18 protein-coding genes, 1 tRNA gene and 1 pseudogene are annotated in these 18,238 nt (G+C 64.9%); 14 read left to right on the forward strand and 6 right to left on the reverse strand.

All coding sequences use genetic code 11. The annotated features are described in order from the left end of the window. Positions 1-22: 22 nt before the first annotated feature. Together QA635_RS00640 and QA635_RS00645 are read left to right on the forward strand one after the other, a co-directional pair. Positions 23-550, forward strand: a complete 528-nt coding sequence (locus QA635_RS00640; RefSeq protein WP_283066176.1) for a flavin reductase family protein — start codon at positions 23-25, stop codon at positions 548-550. Between the two features lie 147 nt (positions 551-697). Next, positions 698-913, forward strand: a complete 216-nt coding sequence (locus QA635_RS00645) for a hypothetical protein (RefSeq protein WP_283066178.1) — start codon at positions 698-700, stop codon at positions 911-913. Positions 914-1,030: 117 nt separating this feature from the next. On the opposite strand, the gene QA635_RS00650 is transcribed toward QA635_RS00645, so the two are convergent. Then, a tRNA-Leu gene (locus QA635_RS00650) sits at positions 1,031-1,117 on the reverse strand. A gap of 146 nt (positions 1,118-1,263) precedes the next feature. Here QA635_RS00650 and QA635_RS00655 point away from each other — a divergent pair. Then, positions 1,264-2,232 (forward strand): complex I NDUFA9 subunit family protein, encoded by a 969-nt coding sequence (locus tag QA635_RS00655; RefSeq protein WP_283066180.1) that lies wholly within the window; start codon positions 1,264-1,266, stop codon positions 2,230-2,232. 52 nt (positions 2,233-2,284) lie between these two features. On the opposite strand, the gene QA635_RS00660 is transcribed toward QA635_RS00655, so the two are convergent. Beyond that, positions 2,285-3,091 (reverse strand): undecaprenyl-diphosphate phosphatase, encoded by an 807-nt coding sequence (locus tag QA635_RS00660; protein WP_028341730.1) that lies wholly within the window; start codon positions 3,089-3,091, stop codon positions 2,285-2,287. A gap of 263 nt (positions 3,092-3,354) precedes the next feature. On the opposite strand from QA635_RS00660, the gene QA635_RS00665 reads away from it, so the two are divergent. The 3 genes from QA635_RS00665 to QA635_RS00675 are packed head-to-tail and all read left to right on the forward strand — an operon-like array spanning position 3,355 to position 6,018. After that, on the forward strand, positions 3,355-4,047 hold the full coding sequence (locus QA635_RS00665; protein WP_057020382.1) for a glutathione S-transferase family protein: 693 nt from the start codon (positions 3,355-3,357) through the stop codon (positions 4,045-4,047). Then, on the forward strand, positions 3,996-5,186 hold the full coding sequence (gene queG, locus QA635_RS00670; RefSeq protein WP_283066183.1) for a tRNA epoxyqueuosine(34) reductase QueG: 1,191 nt from the start codon (positions 3,996-3,998) through the stop codon (positions 5,184-5,186). The genes QA635_RS00665 and queG overlap by 52 nt, the downstream gene beginning before the upstream one ends. 34 nt (positions 5,187-5,220) lie before the next feature. After that, positions 5,221-6,018 carry an acyl-CoA thioesterase domain-containing protein gene (locus QA635_RS00675; protein WP_283066184.1) on the forward strand — a complete coding sequence of 266 codons (798 nt, stop codon included), beginning with the start codon at positions 5,221-5,223 and terminating at the stop codon, positions 6,016-6,018. Positions 6,019-6,124: 106 nt separating this feature from the next. On the opposite strand, the gene QA635_RS00680 is transcribed toward QA635_RS00675, so the two are convergent. Together QA635_RS00680 and QA635_RS00685 are read right to left on the reverse strand one after the other, a co-directional pair. Next, the gene (locus tag QA635_RS00680; protein WP_225161497.1) at positions 6,125-6,592 is read right to left on the reverse strand and encodes a nuclear transport factor 2 family protein; all 468 of its coding nucleotides are present in this window, start codon (positions 6,590-6,592) and stop codon (positions 6,125-6,127) included. Between the two features lie 178 nt (positions 6,593-6,770). Continuing rightward, a complete protein-coding gene (locus QA635_RS00685) occupies positions 6,771-7,565 on the reverse strand; it encodes an alpha/beta hydrolase (protein WP_283066185.1) in 795 nt (264 codons plus the stop codon). 228 nt (positions 7,566-7,793) lie between these two features. Between QA635_RS00685 and infC the strand changes: the two genes are divergently transcribed. The 3 genes from infC (at position 7,794) to rplT (ending at position 9,345) form a co-directional block, all read left to right on the forward strand. Then, positions 7,794-8,333, forward strand: a complete 540-nt coding sequence (gene infC / locus QA635_RS00690) for a translation initiation factor IF-3 (RefSeq protein ID WP_026192043.1) — start codon at positions 7,794-7,796, stop codon at positions 8,331-8,333. Between the two features lie 377 nt (positions 8,334-8,710). Further along, complete coding sequence (gene rpmI / locus QA635_RS00695) at positions 8,711-8,911, forward strand: 50S ribosomal protein L35 (protein WP_008539890.1); 201 nt, start codon at positions 8,711-8,713, stop codon at positions 8,909-8,911. Positions 8,912-8,985: 74 nt separating this feature from the next. Next, positions 8,986-9,345, forward strand: coding sequence for a 50S ribosomal protein L20 (gene rplT, locus QA635_RS00700; RefSeq protein ID WP_018269297.1), 360 nt, complete (start codon positions 8,986-8,988; stop codon positions 9,343-9,345). A gap of 15 nt (positions 9,346-9,360) precedes the next feature. On the opposite strand, the gene QA635_RS00705 is transcribed toward rplT, so the two are convergent. Beyond that, the gene (locus tag QA635_RS00705) at positions 9,361-9,771 is read right to left on the reverse strand and encodes a hypothetical protein (protein WP_225161499.1); all 411 of its coding nucleotides are present in this window, start codon (positions 9,769-9,771) and stop codon (positions 9,361-9,363) included. A 207-nt stretch (positions 9,772-9,978) separates the two neighbouring features. Between QA635_RS00705 and pheS the strand changes: the two genes are divergently transcribed. From pheS to QA635_RS41625, 5 genes and pseudogenes are all read left to right on the forward strand, one after another. Then, positions 9,979-11,061, forward strand: coding sequence for a phenylalanine--tRNA ligase subunit alpha (pheS, locus tag QA635_RS00710; RefSeq protein ID WP_283066188.1), 1,083 nt, complete (start codon positions 9,979-9,981; stop codon positions 11,059-11,061). A gap of 85 nt (positions 11,062-11,146) precedes the next feature. Next, positions 11,147-13,555 carry a phenylalanine--tRNA ligase subunit beta gene (gene pheT, locus QA635_RS00715; protein WP_283066190.1) on the forward strand — a complete coding sequence of 803 codons (2,409 nt, stop codon included), beginning with the start codon at positions 11,147-11,149 and terminating at the stop codon, positions 13,553-13,555. Positions 13,556-13,770: 215 nt separating this feature from the next. Further along, positions 13,771-14,547 (forward strand): sulfite exporter TauE/SafE family protein, encoded by a 777-nt coding sequence (locus tag QA635_RS00720; protein ID WP_283066192.1) that lies wholly within the window; start codon positions 13,771-13,773, stop codon positions 14,545-14,547. Between the two features lie 35 nt (positions 14,548-14,582). Continuing rightward, positions 14,583-15,527 (forward strand): MBL fold metallo-hydrolase, encoded by a 945-nt coding sequence (locus QA635_RS00725; RefSeq protein WP_253605766.1) that lies wholly within the window; start codon positions 14,583-14,585, stop codon positions 15,525-15,527. A 154-nt stretch (positions 15,528-15,681) separates the two neighbouring features. Further along, a pseudogene (locus QA635_RS41625) lies at positions 15,682-16,533 on the forward strand (DDE-type integrase/transposase/recombinase); the annotation flags it as partial. A 287-nt stretch (positions 16,534-16,820) separates the two neighbouring features. Here QA635_RS41625 and QA635_RS00735 read toward each other — a convergent pair. Next, positions 16,821-18,233, reverse strand: coding sequence for a flavin monoamine oxidase family protein (locus tag QA635_RS00735; protein WP_283066198.1), 1,413 nt, complete (start codon positions 18,231-18,233; stop codon positions 16,821-16,823). Between the last annotated feature and the right edge of the window lie 5 nt (positions 18,234-18,238).

Below are 18,238 nucleotides of genomic sequence, written 5' to 3' on the forward strand. Positions count from 1 at the left end.
GTTTCGCCATGGAGCGCTATCGATGAACCCGCATCCCGATCCGGCGAGCTTCCGGGCGGCCGCTGCGCGATTCCCCACAGGCGTGACAGTCGTGGCGAGCATCGATCGCGACGGCACTCCGGTCGGCATGACGGCCAACAGCTTCACAACCGTCTCCACCAAGCCGCCGACCGTGCTGGTCTCGGTGATGCGAGGGCGGACCTGGCAGACGATCATGGATTCGAAGCGTTACGCCGTGAATGTCCTTCACGCGGAAGATCTCGCACTCTGCGCGCACTTCTCCGGCAGACCGCGGGCCGAAGGCTCGCCATCGCTGGTCAAACGGGAAGAGTTTCCCGTCCTGTCGCAGGCGATCGCCCAGTTCGCTTGCGACGTGGTCCGATCAATTGACGTCGCCGACCACACGCTGTTCATTGGCGAGGTCCGCTGGTGCCGGCAGCGAGACGGTTCCCCGCTCGCCTTTTATTCCAGCCGATTCTGCAACGGGCTCGGTGCGGCGATCATGCCCGCGGAGACAATCGCCTATCCCGCCGACGGATGGGCGATCTAAGGCGAAGCGCGAAGCCTTCGCGCGACGCCCCCTGGAGAACCCCAAATTTGCGGCGCACTGGAGCGGCGGCCACACGGGAGAACGATCGCGAGCGCCAGCTGAGCAGGATGCCTGCCAAGCTCGTCAAGCCCGTCCTGAGGTGGTGGAATGAAGATCGGGGACAGAGTCGAAGTCGTGGCGATTCCAGATACGCTACCGGAAGACATGGGAACGCGGACACTCCTCACGAGATGTCTCGGCCGCCATTTTCCGATCGTCGATCTCAAGGGAGATCTGGTCGAACTCGAAGTCGGCGAGGTGGTCGAGGAGTCCAGCTACATGCACTCGATTTGGATCGAACGAGATTACGTCCGTCGCGTCTAACGACGAGAAATGAGGGCCAACGGTATAATCGCTGTCTCGCCTCTACCCTCGCTGGGTGACGGCTTCGCCGCACCCGCCCTCCGGATACTGAGCGATTTCAATCGCTTAAAAAGGGGGTGGTGCCCAGGAAAGGACTCGAACCTTCACGGCCGTTAAGCCACTGGCACCTGAAGCCAGCGCGTCTACCAATTCCGCCACCTGGGCATGTGGAGCGGCTTAGTAAGGATCGGTTGCGCGCTTGTCAAATTCGCGATTGGAAATTCAAATACCCTGTACAGGATAAGGCCGATGGCGTATCGCCAGACGGTTAACCTACGTCAATCGCTCTCGAATCCCACAGGAATCACCCCATGGCATCGAACCTGGACACGCTGGTCACGGTCTTCGGCGGATCGGGTTTTCTGGGGCGGAACGTGGTCCGGGCGCTCTGCAAGCGCGATTACCGCGTCCGAGTCGCGGTGCGGCGGCCCGAGCTGGCCGGCCATCTGCAGCCGCTCGGCCGGGTCGGGCAGATCCATGCCGTCCAGGCCAATGTGCGCTACCCGGCCTCGGTCGAGGCGGCGATGCGTGATTCGCATATCGCCATCAACCTGGTCGGCATCCTGGCCGAGGGCGGTGGGCAGAGCTTCGATGCCGTGCAGGTGAAGGGCGCCGAGGCCATCGCCAAGGCGGCGGCCGCGGCCGGCGGGCGGATGGTCCATGTCTCGGCGATCGGGGCCGACGCGGATTCGCCCTCGAGCTATTTCCGGGCCAAGGCGGGCGGCGAGGCAGCGGTGCTGGCGGCCCTGCCGTCGGCCACCATCATGCGGCCGTCGCTGCTGTTCGGGCCCGAGGATCAGTTCACCAACCGCTTTGCGGCGCTGGCACGGATGTCACCGGTGCTGCCGCTGGTCGGCGGCGGGGTCAACACGGTGCAGCCGGCCTATGTCGGCGACGTCGCGGACGCCGTGGTCCATGCCGTGGACGGCAAGGCGAAGCAGGGCGCAGCTTACGAGCTCGGCGGGCCGGAAGTGCTGACCATGCGCGAGGTGATGCAGATCATCCTCAAGATCACCCAGCGCGATCGCATGCTGGCACCGCTACCGTTCGGCCTCGCCAAGTTCCAGTCGTACTTCCTGCAGTTCGCGCCGGGGCCGTTCACGCTGACGCCGGACCAGGTCGAGATGCTGCGTTCGGACAATGTGGTGTCCGACGCCGCCAAGGCCGCCGGCCTGACCTTCGCAGGCCTCGGCATCTCGCCGGATTCGATGGAAGCGATCGCCCCGCAATATCTCTGGCGCTTCCGCGCGACGGGTCAGTTCCAGAAGAAGAGCGCGTAGGCAGCTCTCTCCACCTGTCGTCCCGGCGTAGGCCGGGACGACGGGATGTGCCTTACCGTCCCATCGCCAGCGCGATCAGGCCGAGCGTGCCGACGATCACGCGCCACCAGGCGAAGAAGGTGAAGCCGCGGCGGGTGACGAAGTTGAGGAACGCCCGCACCACGATCATCGCCGTGATGAACGACACCACGAAGCCGACCGCGATGACGCTGAGATTGTCGGAGGTGAAGTCGGCGCGGTTCTTGTAGAAATCATAGGCGAACGCGCCGACCATGGTCGGGATCGCGAGGAAGAACGAGAACTCCGCCGCCGAGCGCTTGTCGGCGCCGAGCAGCATCGCCGCCACGATGCTGGCGCCCGAGCGCGACACGCCGGGAATCATCGCCAGGCACTGCGCGACGCCGATCCAGAAATACATCAGCAGCGGGAAGCGGGTCGCATCGTCCTCGTACACTTTGAGATCGAGCTGATCGACCCACAGCAGCACGGCGCCGCCGACGATCAGCGTGAAGCAGACCACCCACGGATTGAACAGGAACTCCTTGATGTATTTGCCGGCGATCAGGCCGATCACGACCGCGGGCAGGAACGCCACCAGCACGCCGATCACGAAGCGGCGGTCGTCGGGATTGGTGAACATTCCGAGCGCCACGCGCCACAATTTGACGAAGTAGAGCGCAAGGATCGCGAGGATCGCTCCGAGCTGGATCAGGATCGCAAAGCTCTTCCAGAAATTGCCTTCGCCCAGATTGAAGAAGCGCTCCGCAAGCAGCAGGTGGCCTGTCGAGGAGACCGGCAGGAACTCCGTGACGCCCTCGATGATGCCGAGAATCACCGCCCGCAGCATATCCGTCATCATGTTGTGGCCTGCCCTGTGTGGAAAACGGGATTCTTCTCGCTTATTCGCACATTGGCCGCAATCGCAAAAAATCGTCAAACAATGGGTTACCCGGCCGATTTGCTGGGCTATAGCGTTTTTGTGACCCGCACCATCTGCGGGGATGGCTACCGGTTTGCGTGCTGACGCGACATAGAGACGACCGGAACTGGTCTGGCCAAAGCACAGGTCCAGGCCGCACAGGTTGATGATTTCTTAAGCGCCGCGAAACTACCAAGGGCTTCATGTACACGCTGTATCACCATCCGTTCTGTCCGCATTCGCGCTTCATTCGCCTCGTGCTCGGCGAGTATGGGCTCGATTTGCGTCTTGTGGAGGAACGGGTGTGGGAACGGCGCGAGGCGTTCCTGGCGCTCAATCCGGCAGCCACCACGCCGGTACTGATCGCCGAGAGCTTTCCGCCGATTCCGGGTGCGCCTGTGATCGCCGAATATGTCGACGAGACGCACGGCCTCGATGCCGGCGATCGGCGGTTGTTGCCGACGTCGACGGCCGAGCGCGTCGAGGTGCGCCGGCTGATGGCGTGGTTCAACGAGAAATTCTTCGAGGAAGCCTCCAACCCGCTGGTGACCGAGCGGATCTACAAGCGCTTCATGAGCGAGGACAATGGCGGCGGCCCGCCGGCGCCCGACATCATGCGCGCCGCCAAGGTCAATGTGCGCTATCATCTGAGCTACATCGGCTGGCTGGCGAAGACGCGGAACTATCTCGCCGGCGACCGCCTGACCTACGCGGATCTCGCCGCCGCGGCGCATCTCTCGGCGATCGACTATCTGGGCGACGTGCCATGGAGCGAGGACGACGCGGCAAAGTCGTGGTACGCGCGGGTGAAGTCCCGCCCGTCGTTCCGCCCGCTGCTCAGCGAATGGCTGGCGGGGGTGCCGGCGTCGCGCACCTATGTGGACCTCGACTTCTGAACCCGGCGGTCAGGCTCTCCCCTTCCGATCTCAAGGCAGCGCTTCAGCGCGAGGCGCATGCGCTCGGCTTCGACGCCGTCGGCTTCACCGCGCCTGATGCGACCAGCGAGGCCGGAAAATATTTCCTCGAATTCCTCGGCTCCGGCGGCCATGGCGACATGGACTGGCTCGCGGCCAATCCGGAGCGGCGCACCGATCCGCGCGTGCTGTGGGGCGGCGTGCGCTCGATCATCATGCTCGGCGTCAATTACGGGCCCGACGACGACCCGCTCGACATCCTCGCGCGCCGATCGCATGGCGCGATCTCGGTCTATGCGCAGGGCGACGACTATCACGACGTGATCAAGAAGCGGCTGAAGATCCTGGCGCGCTGGCTCGCCACGATCACCGGCGATGAGGTGAAGGTGTTCGTCGACACCGCCGCCGTCATGGAGAAGCCGCTCGCCCAGGCAGCCGGCATCGGCTGGCAGGGCAAGCACACCAACCTCGTGTCGCGCGAATTCGGCTCGTGGCTGTTTCTCGGCGCGATCTATTCGGCGACCGAGCTGCCTCGCGATGTTGGCGAGGCCGATCATTGCGGCAGCTGCCGCGCCTGCCAGGACATCTGTCCGACCGCGGCGTTTCCCGCGCCCTACAAGCTCGATGCGCGGCGCTGCATCTCGTATCTGACGATCGAGAACAAGGGTCCGATCCCGCACGAATTCCGCAAGAATATCGGCAACCGCATCTATGGCTGCGACGATTGCCTCGCGGTGTGTCCGTGGAACAAGTTCGCGCAAGCCGGGCGCGAGCAGAAGCTCTCCGCGCGCGATACGTTGCGGGCGCCCGCGCTCGCCGATCTCGCACGGCTCGATGATGCCGCATTCCGCGCGCTGTTCACGAAATCGCCGGTCAAGCGCATCGGCCGCGACCGCTTCATCCGCAATGTGCTGATCGCGATCGGCAACTCCGGTGACGCAAGCCTTGTCGGCGAAGCGCGGCGTTTGCTCGACGACGCGAGCCCGCTGGTGCGCGGCGCCGCGGTGTGGGCGCTGTCGCAACTGATCGCCCGCGACGCGTTCGCGGCGCTGGCATCGCGCGCCGGCGGCGAGCCCGACGTCACCGTGCAGCAGGAGTGGCGCGCGGCCACCGCCTCTTGATTTCATCGCGCCATTCCCGTCATGGTCGCACGCCATGACAAACCAGCCCTTCTTCACCAGGCGCGGCGACGGCTTCATGCCGACATCCGTTGCGAACGGACCGTGGAGTCCGGAATCCCTGCACGGCCGCGTCGTGATCGGCCTGCTCGCCTTCGTCATCGAGGAGCGCCACGGCTCCGACGAGTTCGTCCCGGCGCGGCTGACGGTCGACATGTTCCGGCTGCCCGACATCACGACGCCGATCGACGTGACGACCAAGCTCGTGCGCGACGGCATGCGGATCAAGATGATCGAGGCCGAGTTTGTCTCCGGCGGCACCAGCATGGCGCGCGCCTCCTGCCAATTGTTGCGCCGGACGGAAAATGCCCCCGGCAACGTGTGGTCGCCGCCAAACTGGAACGTGCCGGCGCCATCAGACATTCCGAAGCCGACCGATCCGAGGCTCGGCATGAACGGCAAATGGGAGACGCGGCCGATCGTCGGCCACATGGGCTCGCTCGGCGAGCGACGGCTCTGGATGAGCGAGGTGCGCGAGCTCGTCGCGGGCGTGAAGATGACGCCGTTCGTCCATGTCGCGACCGGCGCGGATTTCGCCAGCCCCTTCGCCAATGCCGGCGACCAGGGGCTCGGCTACATCAACAGCGACGTCACGATCTATCTGCATCGCTTGCCGGTGACCAACTGGATCGGCTTCGAGGTCGTCAACCATCACGCTTCGGACGGCATCGCGATCGGCGAATGCTGGCTCTATGACGAAAAGGGTCCGATCGGCACCTCCACGGTGGCGGCGCTCGCCCAGCGCAAGCCGATGACCAATCCGCCGCCGCCGTAGGCTCTCACCGTCGTCATTGCGAGCGAAGCGAAGCAATCCATGTCTCGGCTTGCCGAGGCGTGGATTGCTTCGTCGCTTCGTTCCTCGCAATGACGACGGAGAGTCCTCACGCCAGATGCCGCTGCATCTCCGGCCGCGCTTTCAGCTCCGCGCCCTGCTTGCCGACAATCTTGGCGATGCGCTCCGGCGCGAAGTTCAAATCGACGAAAGCCGGCGCGGTGTTGGCGACCTCGTGGTATTCCGTGATCTTGCCGTCGCGCAGCCGCATGATCGCGACACCCTCGAACATCGCACGCGCGCCCTTGGCTTCCGGCAAGGTCGAGCGGTAGCTGAACGTGTAGCGCGCGTAGAGCGTCGTGCCATCGCTCACGGGATCATGCATCACCCAGCGGAAATCGGTCGCGGTCCGGTAGAACCAGTCGTCGATCATCTCGGCGATTTTGCCGTGGCCCTTGAAGGCACCGTAGAACACATCGTGATAGACGCCGTCCTCGGTGAAAAGGCTCGCGAAGGCCTTGCCGTTGCGCTGCTCGACCGCGTCGCAGAACGCGCGCAGCATCGTTGTCGTGTCCATTGGTATTCTCTCCCGGCTCCTCGCTTCTTCTTCCCTCTCCCCTTGTGGGAGAGGGTGGATCGAATGAGCGAGAGCTCATTCGAGACGGGTGAGGGGTCTGTGTCCGCGGAGAGAACCCCTCATCCGGCGCGGACATCGTCCGCGCCACCTTCTCCCACAAGGGGAGAAGGAAAAAAGCTTAGCCGATCTCCGCCACCGCGGCGATGATCCGGGCGATGTCCTGCGGACGCGACAGGCGGTGGTCGCCGTCCTGGATCATGGTGAGCACGACGTCCTCGGCCGGCAGGCGGTGTACCAGCGCGAAGGCGTGCTTCCACGGCACGTCGGGATCCTGCGCGCCCTGCAGGATGCGCACCGGGCAGCCGACGTCGATCTTGCTTCCGAGCAGCAAATGATTGCGGCCCTCCTCGATCAGATTGCGGGTGATCGGATAGGGCGTGCCGTCGCCATAGTCGGACGGACGCAGCCACATGCCCTTGGCCTCGATCTCGGCGCGGACCTCCGGCGAGAAGGCCTTCCACATCAGCTCCTCGGTGAAGTCGGGCGCCGGCGCGATCAGCACGAGGCCGGCGAGCTGTGCTTTCCCGTTCCCGCGCCTAGCGATCTCACGCGCAAGCAGCAGCGCCATCCAGCCGCCCATCGAAGACCCGATCACGACCTGCGGCCCGCTGCAGAACTGCGAGAACACGGCCACGCTCTCCTCGAGCCAGCGGCCGATGGTCCCGTCGGCGAACTCGCCGCCGGATTCGCCATGGCCGGAATAGTCGAACCTGACGCAGCCGCGGCCGTGCTCGGCCGCCCATGCATCGAGCGCCAGCGCCTTGGTGCCGGCCATGTCGGACTTGAAACCGCCGAGCCAGATCAGTCCCGGGCTGCTGCCGGCGCGGGCGCGCACCGCGATCCGGCGCGCCTCACTGCCCTCGCCGACCTCGATGAAGGCAGGTTCCTGTTCCGATGCGGCGGTTTGGCTCATGGTTCGGTAACTCGCGTGTCAGACATCTGCTTTTCAATTGTCGCGCGGCACCGGTCAACGGCTGCGCCCCCGCCTTGCGGAGCAGACGCGCCCGCTATATGTGCCGGGCGTGGCCAAAATGCCTCGCAATTGGCGGTTTTGCCGCTTAAGGAAGCGAGTTCGCTTGCCCGTTGCAGCATCTTGCTTCAAAATATCGGCCTTCCCTTTCACAACTTTGGAGAGTTACCCATTCGCCGTCCCAATAGAGCCCCGCCCACAGTCGCCAAAGAAGGGCCGCGCACCAATGACGAGATTCGCAACGCACAGATCCAGCTGATCGATGCGGAGGGTGTCAATCAGGGCACCGTCGAAACCATGGTGGCCATCAAGATGGCCATGGAAGCCGGCATGGATCTCGTCGAGATTTCGCCGAATACCAGCCCTCCCGTCTGCAAGATCATGGACTACGGGAAGTACAAGTATTCCGCGCAAAAGAAGGCTGCCGAAGCTCGCAAGAAGCAGAAGGTCGTCGAAATCAAGGAGATCAAGCTCCGCCCGATGATCGACGATCACGACTATGACGTGAAGATGCGCGCGATGCAGCGCTTCTTCGAGGAAGGCGACAAGGTCAAGATTACCTTGCGCTACCGCGGTCGTGAGATGGCGCACCAGGAGATCGGCACCAAGCTGTTGGACAAGGTCAAGGCCGACGTCGCCGAATTCGCCAAGGTCGAGCAGGACGCGAAGTTCGAGGGCCGCCAGGTCGTGATGGTTCTGGCGCCACGCTAGTTCGAATTTGTCGCTTTGTTGAAATGAAATGGCCCGTCAGGCGATCTGGCGGGCTGTTTCGTTTCCGTAGCCCGGATGGAGCGCAGCAAATCCGGGGGGCCGGTGCGTCCGCGGCGCGACCTGCCCCGGATTGCGCTGCGCTCCATCCGGGCTACCGGGTTCCGGCCCCGATTCCCCGCCTGAAACGTTGCAAAACCGCCGATCCTCTGCCATAAGCCGGCCTTCGCCGCCCGGCTGATCAAGGGCTGCCGTGGCGACGTCTGGTGCAGGTTCTTTCAATTCGGAAAAAACCTTAGCACTTTCAACGCTCTAACGAGCATTTTAGCCGGCCGGACGCCTCTCGGGGCGATTTTCGTGCTGTGCGACAGGAGAGCCAAATGCCCAAGTTGAAGACCAAGTCGGGCGCTAAAAAGCGCTTCAAGGTGACCGCCACTGGCAAAGTCATGCACGCCCAGCGCGGCAAGCGCCACGGCATGATCAAGCGGACGAAGAAGCAGATCCGTCAGCTCCGCGGCACCCGCGTGCTGTTCAAGACCGACGGCGACAACGTCAAGAAGTACTTCTTGCCGAACGCCTGATCGCACCGATCGCTTGAACCCTCGCCGCGACCGCGCGGCGCCCCGTCACCTCTTCCAGATCAAGGATTTCCGTCATGTCTCGCGTCAAACGCGGTGTGACCGCTCACGCCAAGCACAAGAAAGTCTACAAGGCCGCCAAGGGCTATTACGGCCGCCGCAAGAACACCATCCGCGTCGCCAAGCAGGCCGTCGAAAAGGCCGGCCAGTACGCCTTCCGCGACCGCAAGCGCAAGAAGCGCACCTTCCGCGCGCTCTGGATCCAGCGCATCAACGCCGCGGTCCGTCCGTTCGGCATGACCTACAGCGTGTTTATCAACGGTCTCTCCAAGTCGGGCGTCGTCGTCGACCGCAAGGTGTTGTCGGATCTCGCGATCCACGAGCCGGTTGCGTTCCAGGCGATCGCCGAAAAGGCCAAGGCTGCGCTGGCCGCCTGATCCTGGCGGGCGGTCCTAACGCGATTTGGGGCCCGCCTTCAGCGCCTTCTGCGAATAGCGCTGGGCGACGATCGCCCGGCAGAACGCCGTGAACGAGCGGTACATGGTGCCGCTTTCGTTGTCGTATTTGTGGTCGCAGCGCTTGAGCTGGCCGGCATAGGCCTTCTTCTGCGACGCTCCGAGGCCGGACAGGAAGTCGCCCTCGCACCTCTTCTCGACCACGGCACCGAACTGGACGTCTCCGCTCGCGCCGTATTCGCACGCCTCGAAGATCTTCATCGCGCGGTTGCAGCTCGGCGCCTTCTGAAGCTCCGCGATGATGTCGTCCATCTGGGTCGATTTGGCGGGACATTCCTCGGTCGCGGCATGCGCCGTGGTGAGCATCAACAGCACCGCCGGCACGGCCAGGCAAGATCGCAGCAACATCGCGTGGGCCTCCTTGAACTCCCCTTGGGTAGCCCGGCCTCCGCGCGGGGTTCAATGCTGCCGGCCATCGGCCCGAAATGACCGGCTTTTTGCTTGACGTTACCGCCTTCGGGCGGCGACAACCCAGCCGAATTTTGGCGCATGGTACCGGTTCGGGCAGCGGTTCTTCCCACCGGATCATGCTCCGCTCAAGCGCAGGAATTGACCGTGTCCGACCTCGCAACGCTCGAACAATCCATCCTCGACCAGATCGCCTCAGCCGCTGACGAGGCCGCCCTCGAGGCGGTCCGCGTCTCGGCGCTCGGCAAGAAGGGCTCGATCTCGGCCTTGCTCGCCACCCTCGGCAAGATGTCGCCGGAGGAGCGCAAGACCGAAGGCGCGAAGATCAACCTCGCCAAGGATGCGGTGACGCAGGCGCTCGCGGCCAGGCGCGACGTGCTGAAAGCGGCCGCGCTCGATGCGCGCCTCGCCGACGAGACCATCGACGTCACGCTGCCGCTGCGCGAGGCCCCGGCGGAGACCGGCCGCATCCATCCGTTGAGCCAAGTCTGGGACGAGCTCACCACGATCTTCGCCGACATGGGCTTTGCGGTCGCCGAAGGTCCCGACATCGAGACCGACGACTACAACTTCACCAAGCTGAACTTCCCCGAAGGCCATCCGGCGCGCGAGATGCACGACACCTTCTTCTTCAACCCGAAGGAGGACGGCTCGCGCATGCTGCTTCGGACCCACACCTCGCCGGTGCAGGTACGCACCATGCTGACCCAGCAGCCGCCGATCCGCGTGATCTGCCCGGGCCGCACCTATCGCATCGATTCCGACGCGACGCACACGCCGCAATTCCATCAGGTCGAAGGCCTCGTGATCGACAAGGGCTCGCATCTCGGCCACCTCAAATGGATCCTGCACGAGTTCTGCAAGGCGTTCTTCGAGGTCGACCACATCAACATGCGGTTCCGGCCGTCGTTCTTCCCGTTCACCGAGCCGTCGCTCGAGGTCGACATCCAGTGCCGCCGCGACAAGGGCGAGATCCGCTTCGGCGAGGGCGAGGACTGGCTGGAGATTCTCGGCTGCGGCATGGTGCACCCCAACGTGCTGCGCGCCTGCGGCCTCGATCCCGACGTCTACCAGGGTTTTGCCTGGGGCATGGGCATCGACCGCATCGCGATGCTGAAATACGGCATCGCCGACCTGCGCCAATTGTTCGACAGCGACGTGCGCTGGCTCAGCCACTACGGCTTCAAGCCGCTCGACATCCCGTCGATCGCGGGGGGCTTGAGTTCGTGAATCTTGTCTTCGGTCCCATTGTGAAGAAAGCCGCCACCCTAACCCTCCCCCGCAAGCGGGAGAGGGGACTGGAGAAGTCATCGTCATGAAGTTCACCCTCTCCTGGCTGAAGGAACATCTCGAGACCGACGAGCCGCTCGACAAGCTCGCCGACAAGCTCACCATGATCGGGCTCGAGGTCGAGAACATCGAGGACAAGGCGAAGGCGCTGGCGCCGTTCACCATCGCGCGCGTGATCTCGGCCGAGCAGCATCCGAATGCGGACCGGCTGCGCGTGTGCATGGTCGACACCGGCGACGGCGGCGCGCCGGTGCAGGTGGTGTGCGGCGCACCGAATGCGCGTGCCGGGCTGATCAGCGTGTTCTCGCCGCCCGGCACCTACATCCCCGGCAAGAACATCACCCTCGGCGTCGGCACTATCCGCGGCATCGAGAGCCGCGGCATGCTGTGCTCGGCGGCCGAGCTGCAGATCTCGGAAGACCACGACGGCATCATGGAGCTGCCGGCGGACGCGCCGCTCGGCAAGGGTTATGCCGACTGGGCCGGGCTCGGCGATCCCACCATCGAGATCAATTTGACGCCGAACCGGCAGGACTGCACCGGCGTGCACGGCATCGCGCGCGATCTGTCCGCCGCCGACATGGGCAAGTTCAAAGACCCCGGCATCAGGCCGATCAAGGGCGAATTCCCCTGCCCGGTCGAGGTGAAGGTGGAAGACGCCACGCTGTGTCCGGGCTTCGCGCTGCGGCTGGTGCGCGGCGTGAAGAACGGCCCGTCGCCGGAATGGCTGCAGAAGCGGCTGACCTCGATCGGGCTGCGCCCGATCAACGCGCTGGTCGACATCACCAACTTCATGACCTACGACCGCGCCCGCCCGCTGCACGTGTTCGACGCCAAGAAGGTGCAGGGCAACCTCAGCGTACGCCGCGCGCGAGATGGCGAGACGCTGCTCGCGCTCGACGGCCGCACCTATACGCTCGACAGTAACATCTGCGTCATCGCCGACGAGCACGGCGTCGAATCGCTCGCCGGCATCATGGGCGGCGAGGCCTCGGGCTGCGACGACAACACCACTGACGTGCTGATCGAATCGGCGCTCTGGAACGAGATCAACATCGCGCAGACCGGCCGCAAGCTCGGCATCAATTCGGACGCGCGCTATCGCTTCGAGCGCGGCGTCGATCCGGCCTTCATGGTGCCCGGGCTCGAGCTCGCGACCAAACTGGTGCTGGCGCTGTGCGGCGGCACGCCGTCCGAGAACGTCGTGGTCGGCAAGCAGTTCGGCGAGGATCGCGTCATCGATTTCCCGCTCAGTGAAGTGAAGCGCCTTGCCGGCATCGAGGTGCCGCTGGTCGAGGTGAAGCTGATCCTCACCCGGCTCGGCTTCATGTTGGCCGGCAACGGCCCCGTGGTGAAGATCGCGATCCCGTCCTGGCGCACCGACGTGCACGGCAAGGCCGACATCGTCGAGGAGATCGTGCGCATCGTCGGCGTCGACAAGGTGCCGATGACGCCGTTCGAGCGCGGCGAGGAGCCGCGCAAGCCGGTGCTGACGCCGATGCAGCTGCGCACCCGCCGCGCCAAGCGCGCGCTCGGCGTGCGCGGCATGGTGGAGGCCGTGACCTGGTCGTTCATCACCAATGACGCGGCAAAACTGTTCGGCGGCGGCCAGAGCGAGCTCGTGCTTGCCAACCCGATCGCGGCCGATCTCTCCGACATGCGGCCGAGCCTGCTGCCCGGCCTCGTCGCGGCGGTTCAGGCCAACATCAACCGCGGCTATCCCGATGTGGCGCTGTTCGAGGTCGGCCAGGTGTTCCGCGGCGACCGCCCGGAGGACCAGTTGGTCGCCGCCTCCGGCGTGCGCCATGGCTTCGCCTCGGCGAAGGGGATCGGGCGGCACTGGACCGGCTCCGCCGTGGCGGATGCGATGGATGCCAAGGCCGACGCCTTCGCCGTGCTGGCGGCCGCCGGCGCGCCGATGCAGGCGCTGCAGATCGTCCCCGGCGGTCCGGCCTGGCTGCATCCGGGGCGCTCCGGCACCATCCAGATCGGGCCGCAGAACGTGCTCGGCACTTTCGGCGAGTTGCATCCGCGTGCGGCCGAGGCGCTCGGCGCCGACGGCCCGATGATCGTGTTCGAGGTGATCCTCGAGCGCATCCCGCAAGGCAAGCAGCGGGCGACGCGCGCCAAGCCGGTGCTGGAGCTCTCGGCATTCCAGCCGGTGTCGCGCGACTTCGCCTTCATCGTCGATCGCAGCGTCAAGGCGGGCGACATCGTCCGCGCGGCGCAGAATGTCGACAAGAAGCTGATCACTGATGTGACCGTGTTCGACGTCTACGAAGGCAAGGGCATCGATCCCGACAAGAAGTCGATCGCGATCGCGGTGACGATCCAGCCGCGCGAGAAGACCATGACCGACCAGGAAATCGACGCCGTCGCGGCCAAGGTCGTCGCCGAGGTGACCAAGAAGACCGGCGGCACGTTGCGGGGGTGATGTGAACCACAGGCGGTCTATTGCACCGTCACCCTGAGGAGGCCGCGTAGCGGCCGTCTCGAAGGGTCGACGGCCCCGCCTGTGGCCGTGCATCCTTCGAGGCTCGCTCTGCTCGCACCTCCAGCGACAAAGGCGAAGCCTTTGCGCGGGGATGACGGGTCTGAGTAGGGGCGCTTTGAGTTGCCAGCCAGCTAGTCGAATCTCGTTATCCTTTCATGACCTCCTTCAGCCTGATCCCCTCCGACATCTCGACCAGCATCGCGCTCGCGATCTGCGCGATCGCGTTCGTGTCGGGCACGGCGCGCGGCTTCTCGGGCTTCGGCTCCGCGCTGATCTTCATGCCGCTCGCGAGCAGCGTCGCGGCGCCGCGGCTGGTGGCGGCGCTGCTGCTCATCATCGACTTCATCGCCGCCACGCCGCTGCTGCCGAACGCCTGGATCCATGCTGACCGCAAGGCGACCGCGGTCATGGTCGCCGGCGCGCTGGTCGGCGTTCCCATCGGCACCTATTTCCTGACCGTGCTCGAGCCTGTCACGACGCGCTGGATCATCTCCTGCTTCGTCGCGGCGCTGCTCGCACTGCTGCTGTCGGGCTGGCGCTATCACGGCAAGGAGCACGTCGCCCTCTCCGTCGGCGTCGGCGGCCTCTCCGGCTTCTGCAGCGGCCTCGCGCAGACCGGCGGCCCGCCGATCGTCGCCTACTGGCTGGGACGCCCGATCTCGTCGGTGATCTCGCGCGCCAATATCGTGCTGTTCTTCGGTGCCTCGGACTTCTTCTCGCTGGTCAGCTACTGGTTCACCGGCTTGATCACGATCGAATCGGTCAAGTTCTCGCTGATCGTCGGCCCGATCTACGGCATCGGCGTCTGGTTCGGCGCCGCGCTGTTCGGCAAGGCGAGCGAAAAGGTGTTTCGCGCGATCTGCTACGCGCTGATCGCGGCTGCCGTCATCGTCGGCCTGCCGGCGCTTGATGGCATCCTGCGCGGCGGCTAGGGTCGCAGCATTCAAAAGAGACCAGGGAGACACCGATGATCGATCGCCGCAACGCATTGAAACTGGCGCTCGGCAGCGCCGCCGTGCTCGCGGCACCGGGCGTGCGCGCGCAAACCGACAAGGCGCGGACCCGCATCGTGTTCCTCGGCACCAAGGGCGGGCCGCGCGTCGGTAACGGCGCTTCGAACCCTGCCAATCTCGTCGTCGTCAACGATACCCCGTTCGTGATCGATTGCGGCATGGGCGTCAGCCGTCAGCTTGTGCGCGCGGGCGTGCCGATCCCGCAGGTCAAGTACATCTTCATCAGCCATCATCATTCCGATCACAATCTGGAATACGGCAATCTGTTCTACAACGCCTGGGCGGCCGGCCTCTCGACGCCGATCCATTCGTTCGGCCCCAAGGGCATCGAGGCGATGACCAAGGAATATTGGGAGCTGAACAAGTTCGACGTCGAGACCCGGATCGAGGACGAAGGCCGGCCCGACCCGCGCAAGCTGCTGATCGCGAAAGACATCAGCGACGACGGCGTGGTGCTGAAGACATCGGACGTCACCGTGACCGCGTTCCGCACGCCGCACCCGCCGATCACGGATAACTTCGCCTACAAGTTCGAGACCCCGGACGGCACCATCGTGTTCTCCAGCGACACGGCCTACAACCCGAAGCTCGCCGAGTTTGCCAAGGGCGTCGACGTGCTGGTGCACGAATGTCTCTACGTCCCCGCGGTCGATCGCCTGGTTGCCACGACCAAGAACGGCGCCACGCTGAAGAAGCATCTGCTCGACAGCCACACCTCGACCGAGGACGTCGGCCGCATCGCAGCCGCCGCCGGCGTGAAGACGCTGGTGCTCAGTCACTTCGTCCCCGGCGACGATCGGCAGGTCACCGACGATGACTGGACGAGGGACGTGAAGAAGAACTATTCCGGCCGCATCGTGGTGGCCAAGGATCTGATGGAGCTGAAGCTGCCGGTGTGATCGGACAAATCATGTCACGAGAATGCGGATGTGTGACCACCGGCCGCGCAACATCCTCGGTGTCGTCCCTGCGAACGTGTTTGGTCCCTGCAGATTGGTTGGATGGAATCGGTGTAGAACGAGGCGTGGCCTTTGTTAGGGAGCGCCTCGTGTCATGGAACTGAACTTGCACGCGAACGCCACGACGACGCCGAAGACACGTGCCTACATCCAGCGCAGCCGGAAGTCGGTCGCTCAGTTGGCGGCCGAACTGGGGGTCAGCGAGACCACGATTTATCGCTGGCGCAGCCGCACGACGGTCGAAGACCGCTCGCACCGGCCGAAGAACCTCACGACCAGCCTCTCCGCGGTTGAAGAAAGGGCCGTTTGTGAACTGCGGACGTCGCTCCAATTGCCGCTGGACGACATCGTTGAGGTGATGCGGCGATGCATCAACGCCAAGCTGTCCCGTAGTGCCATTCACCGCTGCCTGCAGCGCAATGGCATCAGCCGGCTTGCCAAACCTGACAAGCCCAAAGCCGGCGTCTTCGAGAATGCCAGTATCGGCTTCATCCATATCGACGTGAAGTATCTGCCGGCACTGCAGCGCCGCACCAGCTATGCCTTTGTCGCCATCGACCGAGCCACCCGCTACGTCTTTGTCGAGGTCCATTCCAAGCGGGACGGAGCGACCGCGACCGGTTTCCTTAAGCGCTTCCTGGCTGATTTTCCGCACCAGGTTCACACTATCCTCACCGACAACGGTGCCGAGTTCACCGACCGCTTCGCCGTCGACAAGAAGAACAAGCCGCCCGGGAAGCCTTCCGGCGACCACCCCTTTGATCAACTCTGCCGACAGTGCGGCATCCAGCATCGCCTGACCAAGCCCTACCATCCGCAGACCAACGGACTCGTCGAACGTTTCAACCGGCGCATCGCCGAAGCCATTGGCCGCGAAACAAAGCGTGGCAGCGCCCGGCGGACCTTCATCGATCACGCCGATCGAGACACCTTCATCGCCAAATTCGTCCACGACTACAATCGAACCAGGCTCAAATGCCTCCGCTACCAGGCCCCAATGCGGGCCCTCGCCAATCATACGGGACCAAACACGAACGCAGGGACCCATAACCACGAACGGTTATTGGTGAACGATGGTGGAACGACGAGTCCCGATCACAACATCTGCTGCGGCGTATGGGTCCCTGCTTTCGCAGGGACGACATCTGTTGTGCGGCAGCACTCGCCACCAAATCAAATCACCGCACACTCCACGGCAGGCCGACCGCGCTCAACCGTCACCTCACCCGACCGTCAATTCATCGCCCCGGAGCGAGGCGACGTGCGGCGTTTGTGTTTCGCGGCGGGCGTAGCGGGGGCCGGTGTCGCTTCCTTCACCCCGCCGATCCTGCGCAGCGCGGCGTCGGCGGCGCGCTCGCCACTGTCCCAGGCGCCATCGATGGTGCCCCACAGCGTCTCATGGGTGGCCTCGCCCGCGAGATACATCGCGCCGATCGGCTCGGCCAGGATCCGGCGCGAGAATTGTGCGCCGGGTGCAGCAGCCGACATCGCGCCCATAATGAAGGGCTGTGCATTCCAGCGCGTCGCGCTGGTCTTCTTGACGGCGGCGCCGACCTCGCTGCCATAGAGCTTGGTCAGCCATTCCACCGCGAAAGCCGACATCGCCTGCTCGCCCTGCGCCGACAGGTCGCGGCCGAACGAGCCTGCGACGTCGATCGTGCACAGCGAGGAGCCTGCGATATTGCCGTAGAGCAGCGCCGTCTTGGTCGAATTGCTCTGCTCGATGATGACGTCATCGCGCGACAGCCCGAGCGGATTGCCGGGGATCTGCAGCGCGATGCGATCGTAGCTGCCGAGGCTGAGCTTGGCGGCGGCATCGAGCGCGCGCTTCGGTAGCTCCGGCGCGAATTTGATGTTGCCGCTTGCAAGCACGTTGCTCGACACCGTGACGATGGCGGCACGCGCGGTGATCTTGCCGGAGGGCGTCTCGACCATGACGTCGCGATTGCTCCACAGCATACGCTGCGCCGGCGTCGACAGCGCCAGCGGCAGTCCCTCGCCGAGCTTTGCGATCAGCGCGCCGAGCCCCTGCCGGCAGGCGATCGCGGTGTTGCGATCCTGCGCGCGCACCTTGTCGACGGCGGAAAGATCCTTCAGATCCTTGCCGCAGAAATTGGGCCCGAGCAGGAATTCCGCGGTGCCGGCCCAATCGCCGAGGTCCTTCGGCATCGCAGCGGCGCAGGCGATATCGGCCTTGCGCGCAGCGTCGTCGATGGCGCGATTGGCGCGCACCAGCGCCGCCAAAAACTCCTCGGTCTCGCCGGGACGGGCGTAGCGCCGGCCGATCCGAATCTTCTGCCCCGCAGGCGCCGTGACGATGTCGAGGCCCGCGGAGCGGGCCAGCCGGATCATCGGATTGGTCTCGGGATTGTGCATCCAGCGCGCGCCGCGGTCGAACGGCACACCGAATGTCGACGCGTCGGTCTGGCAGCGACCGCCGACCTGGCCCGCCGCCTCCACCACGATCACCTTGCGGTTCGCGGCAACGATCCGTCGCGCCGCGGCAATGCCTGCGGCACCCGCGCCGATCACGACGATGTCGGCCTCGCGCGGCGGCGGCTGCGCGGCAAGAACCCGGCCGCCCAGCGCAGGCACCAGCGCGAAAGCTGCGGACGCCGATAGGAAATCGCGGCGGGTCACGGTCATGACAT

Origin of the sequence: Bradyrhizobium brasilense (genome assembly GCF_029714345.1) — a bacterium.
GTDB classification, from domain to species: Bacteria; Pseudomonadota; Alphaproteobacteria; order Rhizobiales; family Xanthobacteraceae; genus Bradyrhizobium; species Bradyrhizobium australafricanum.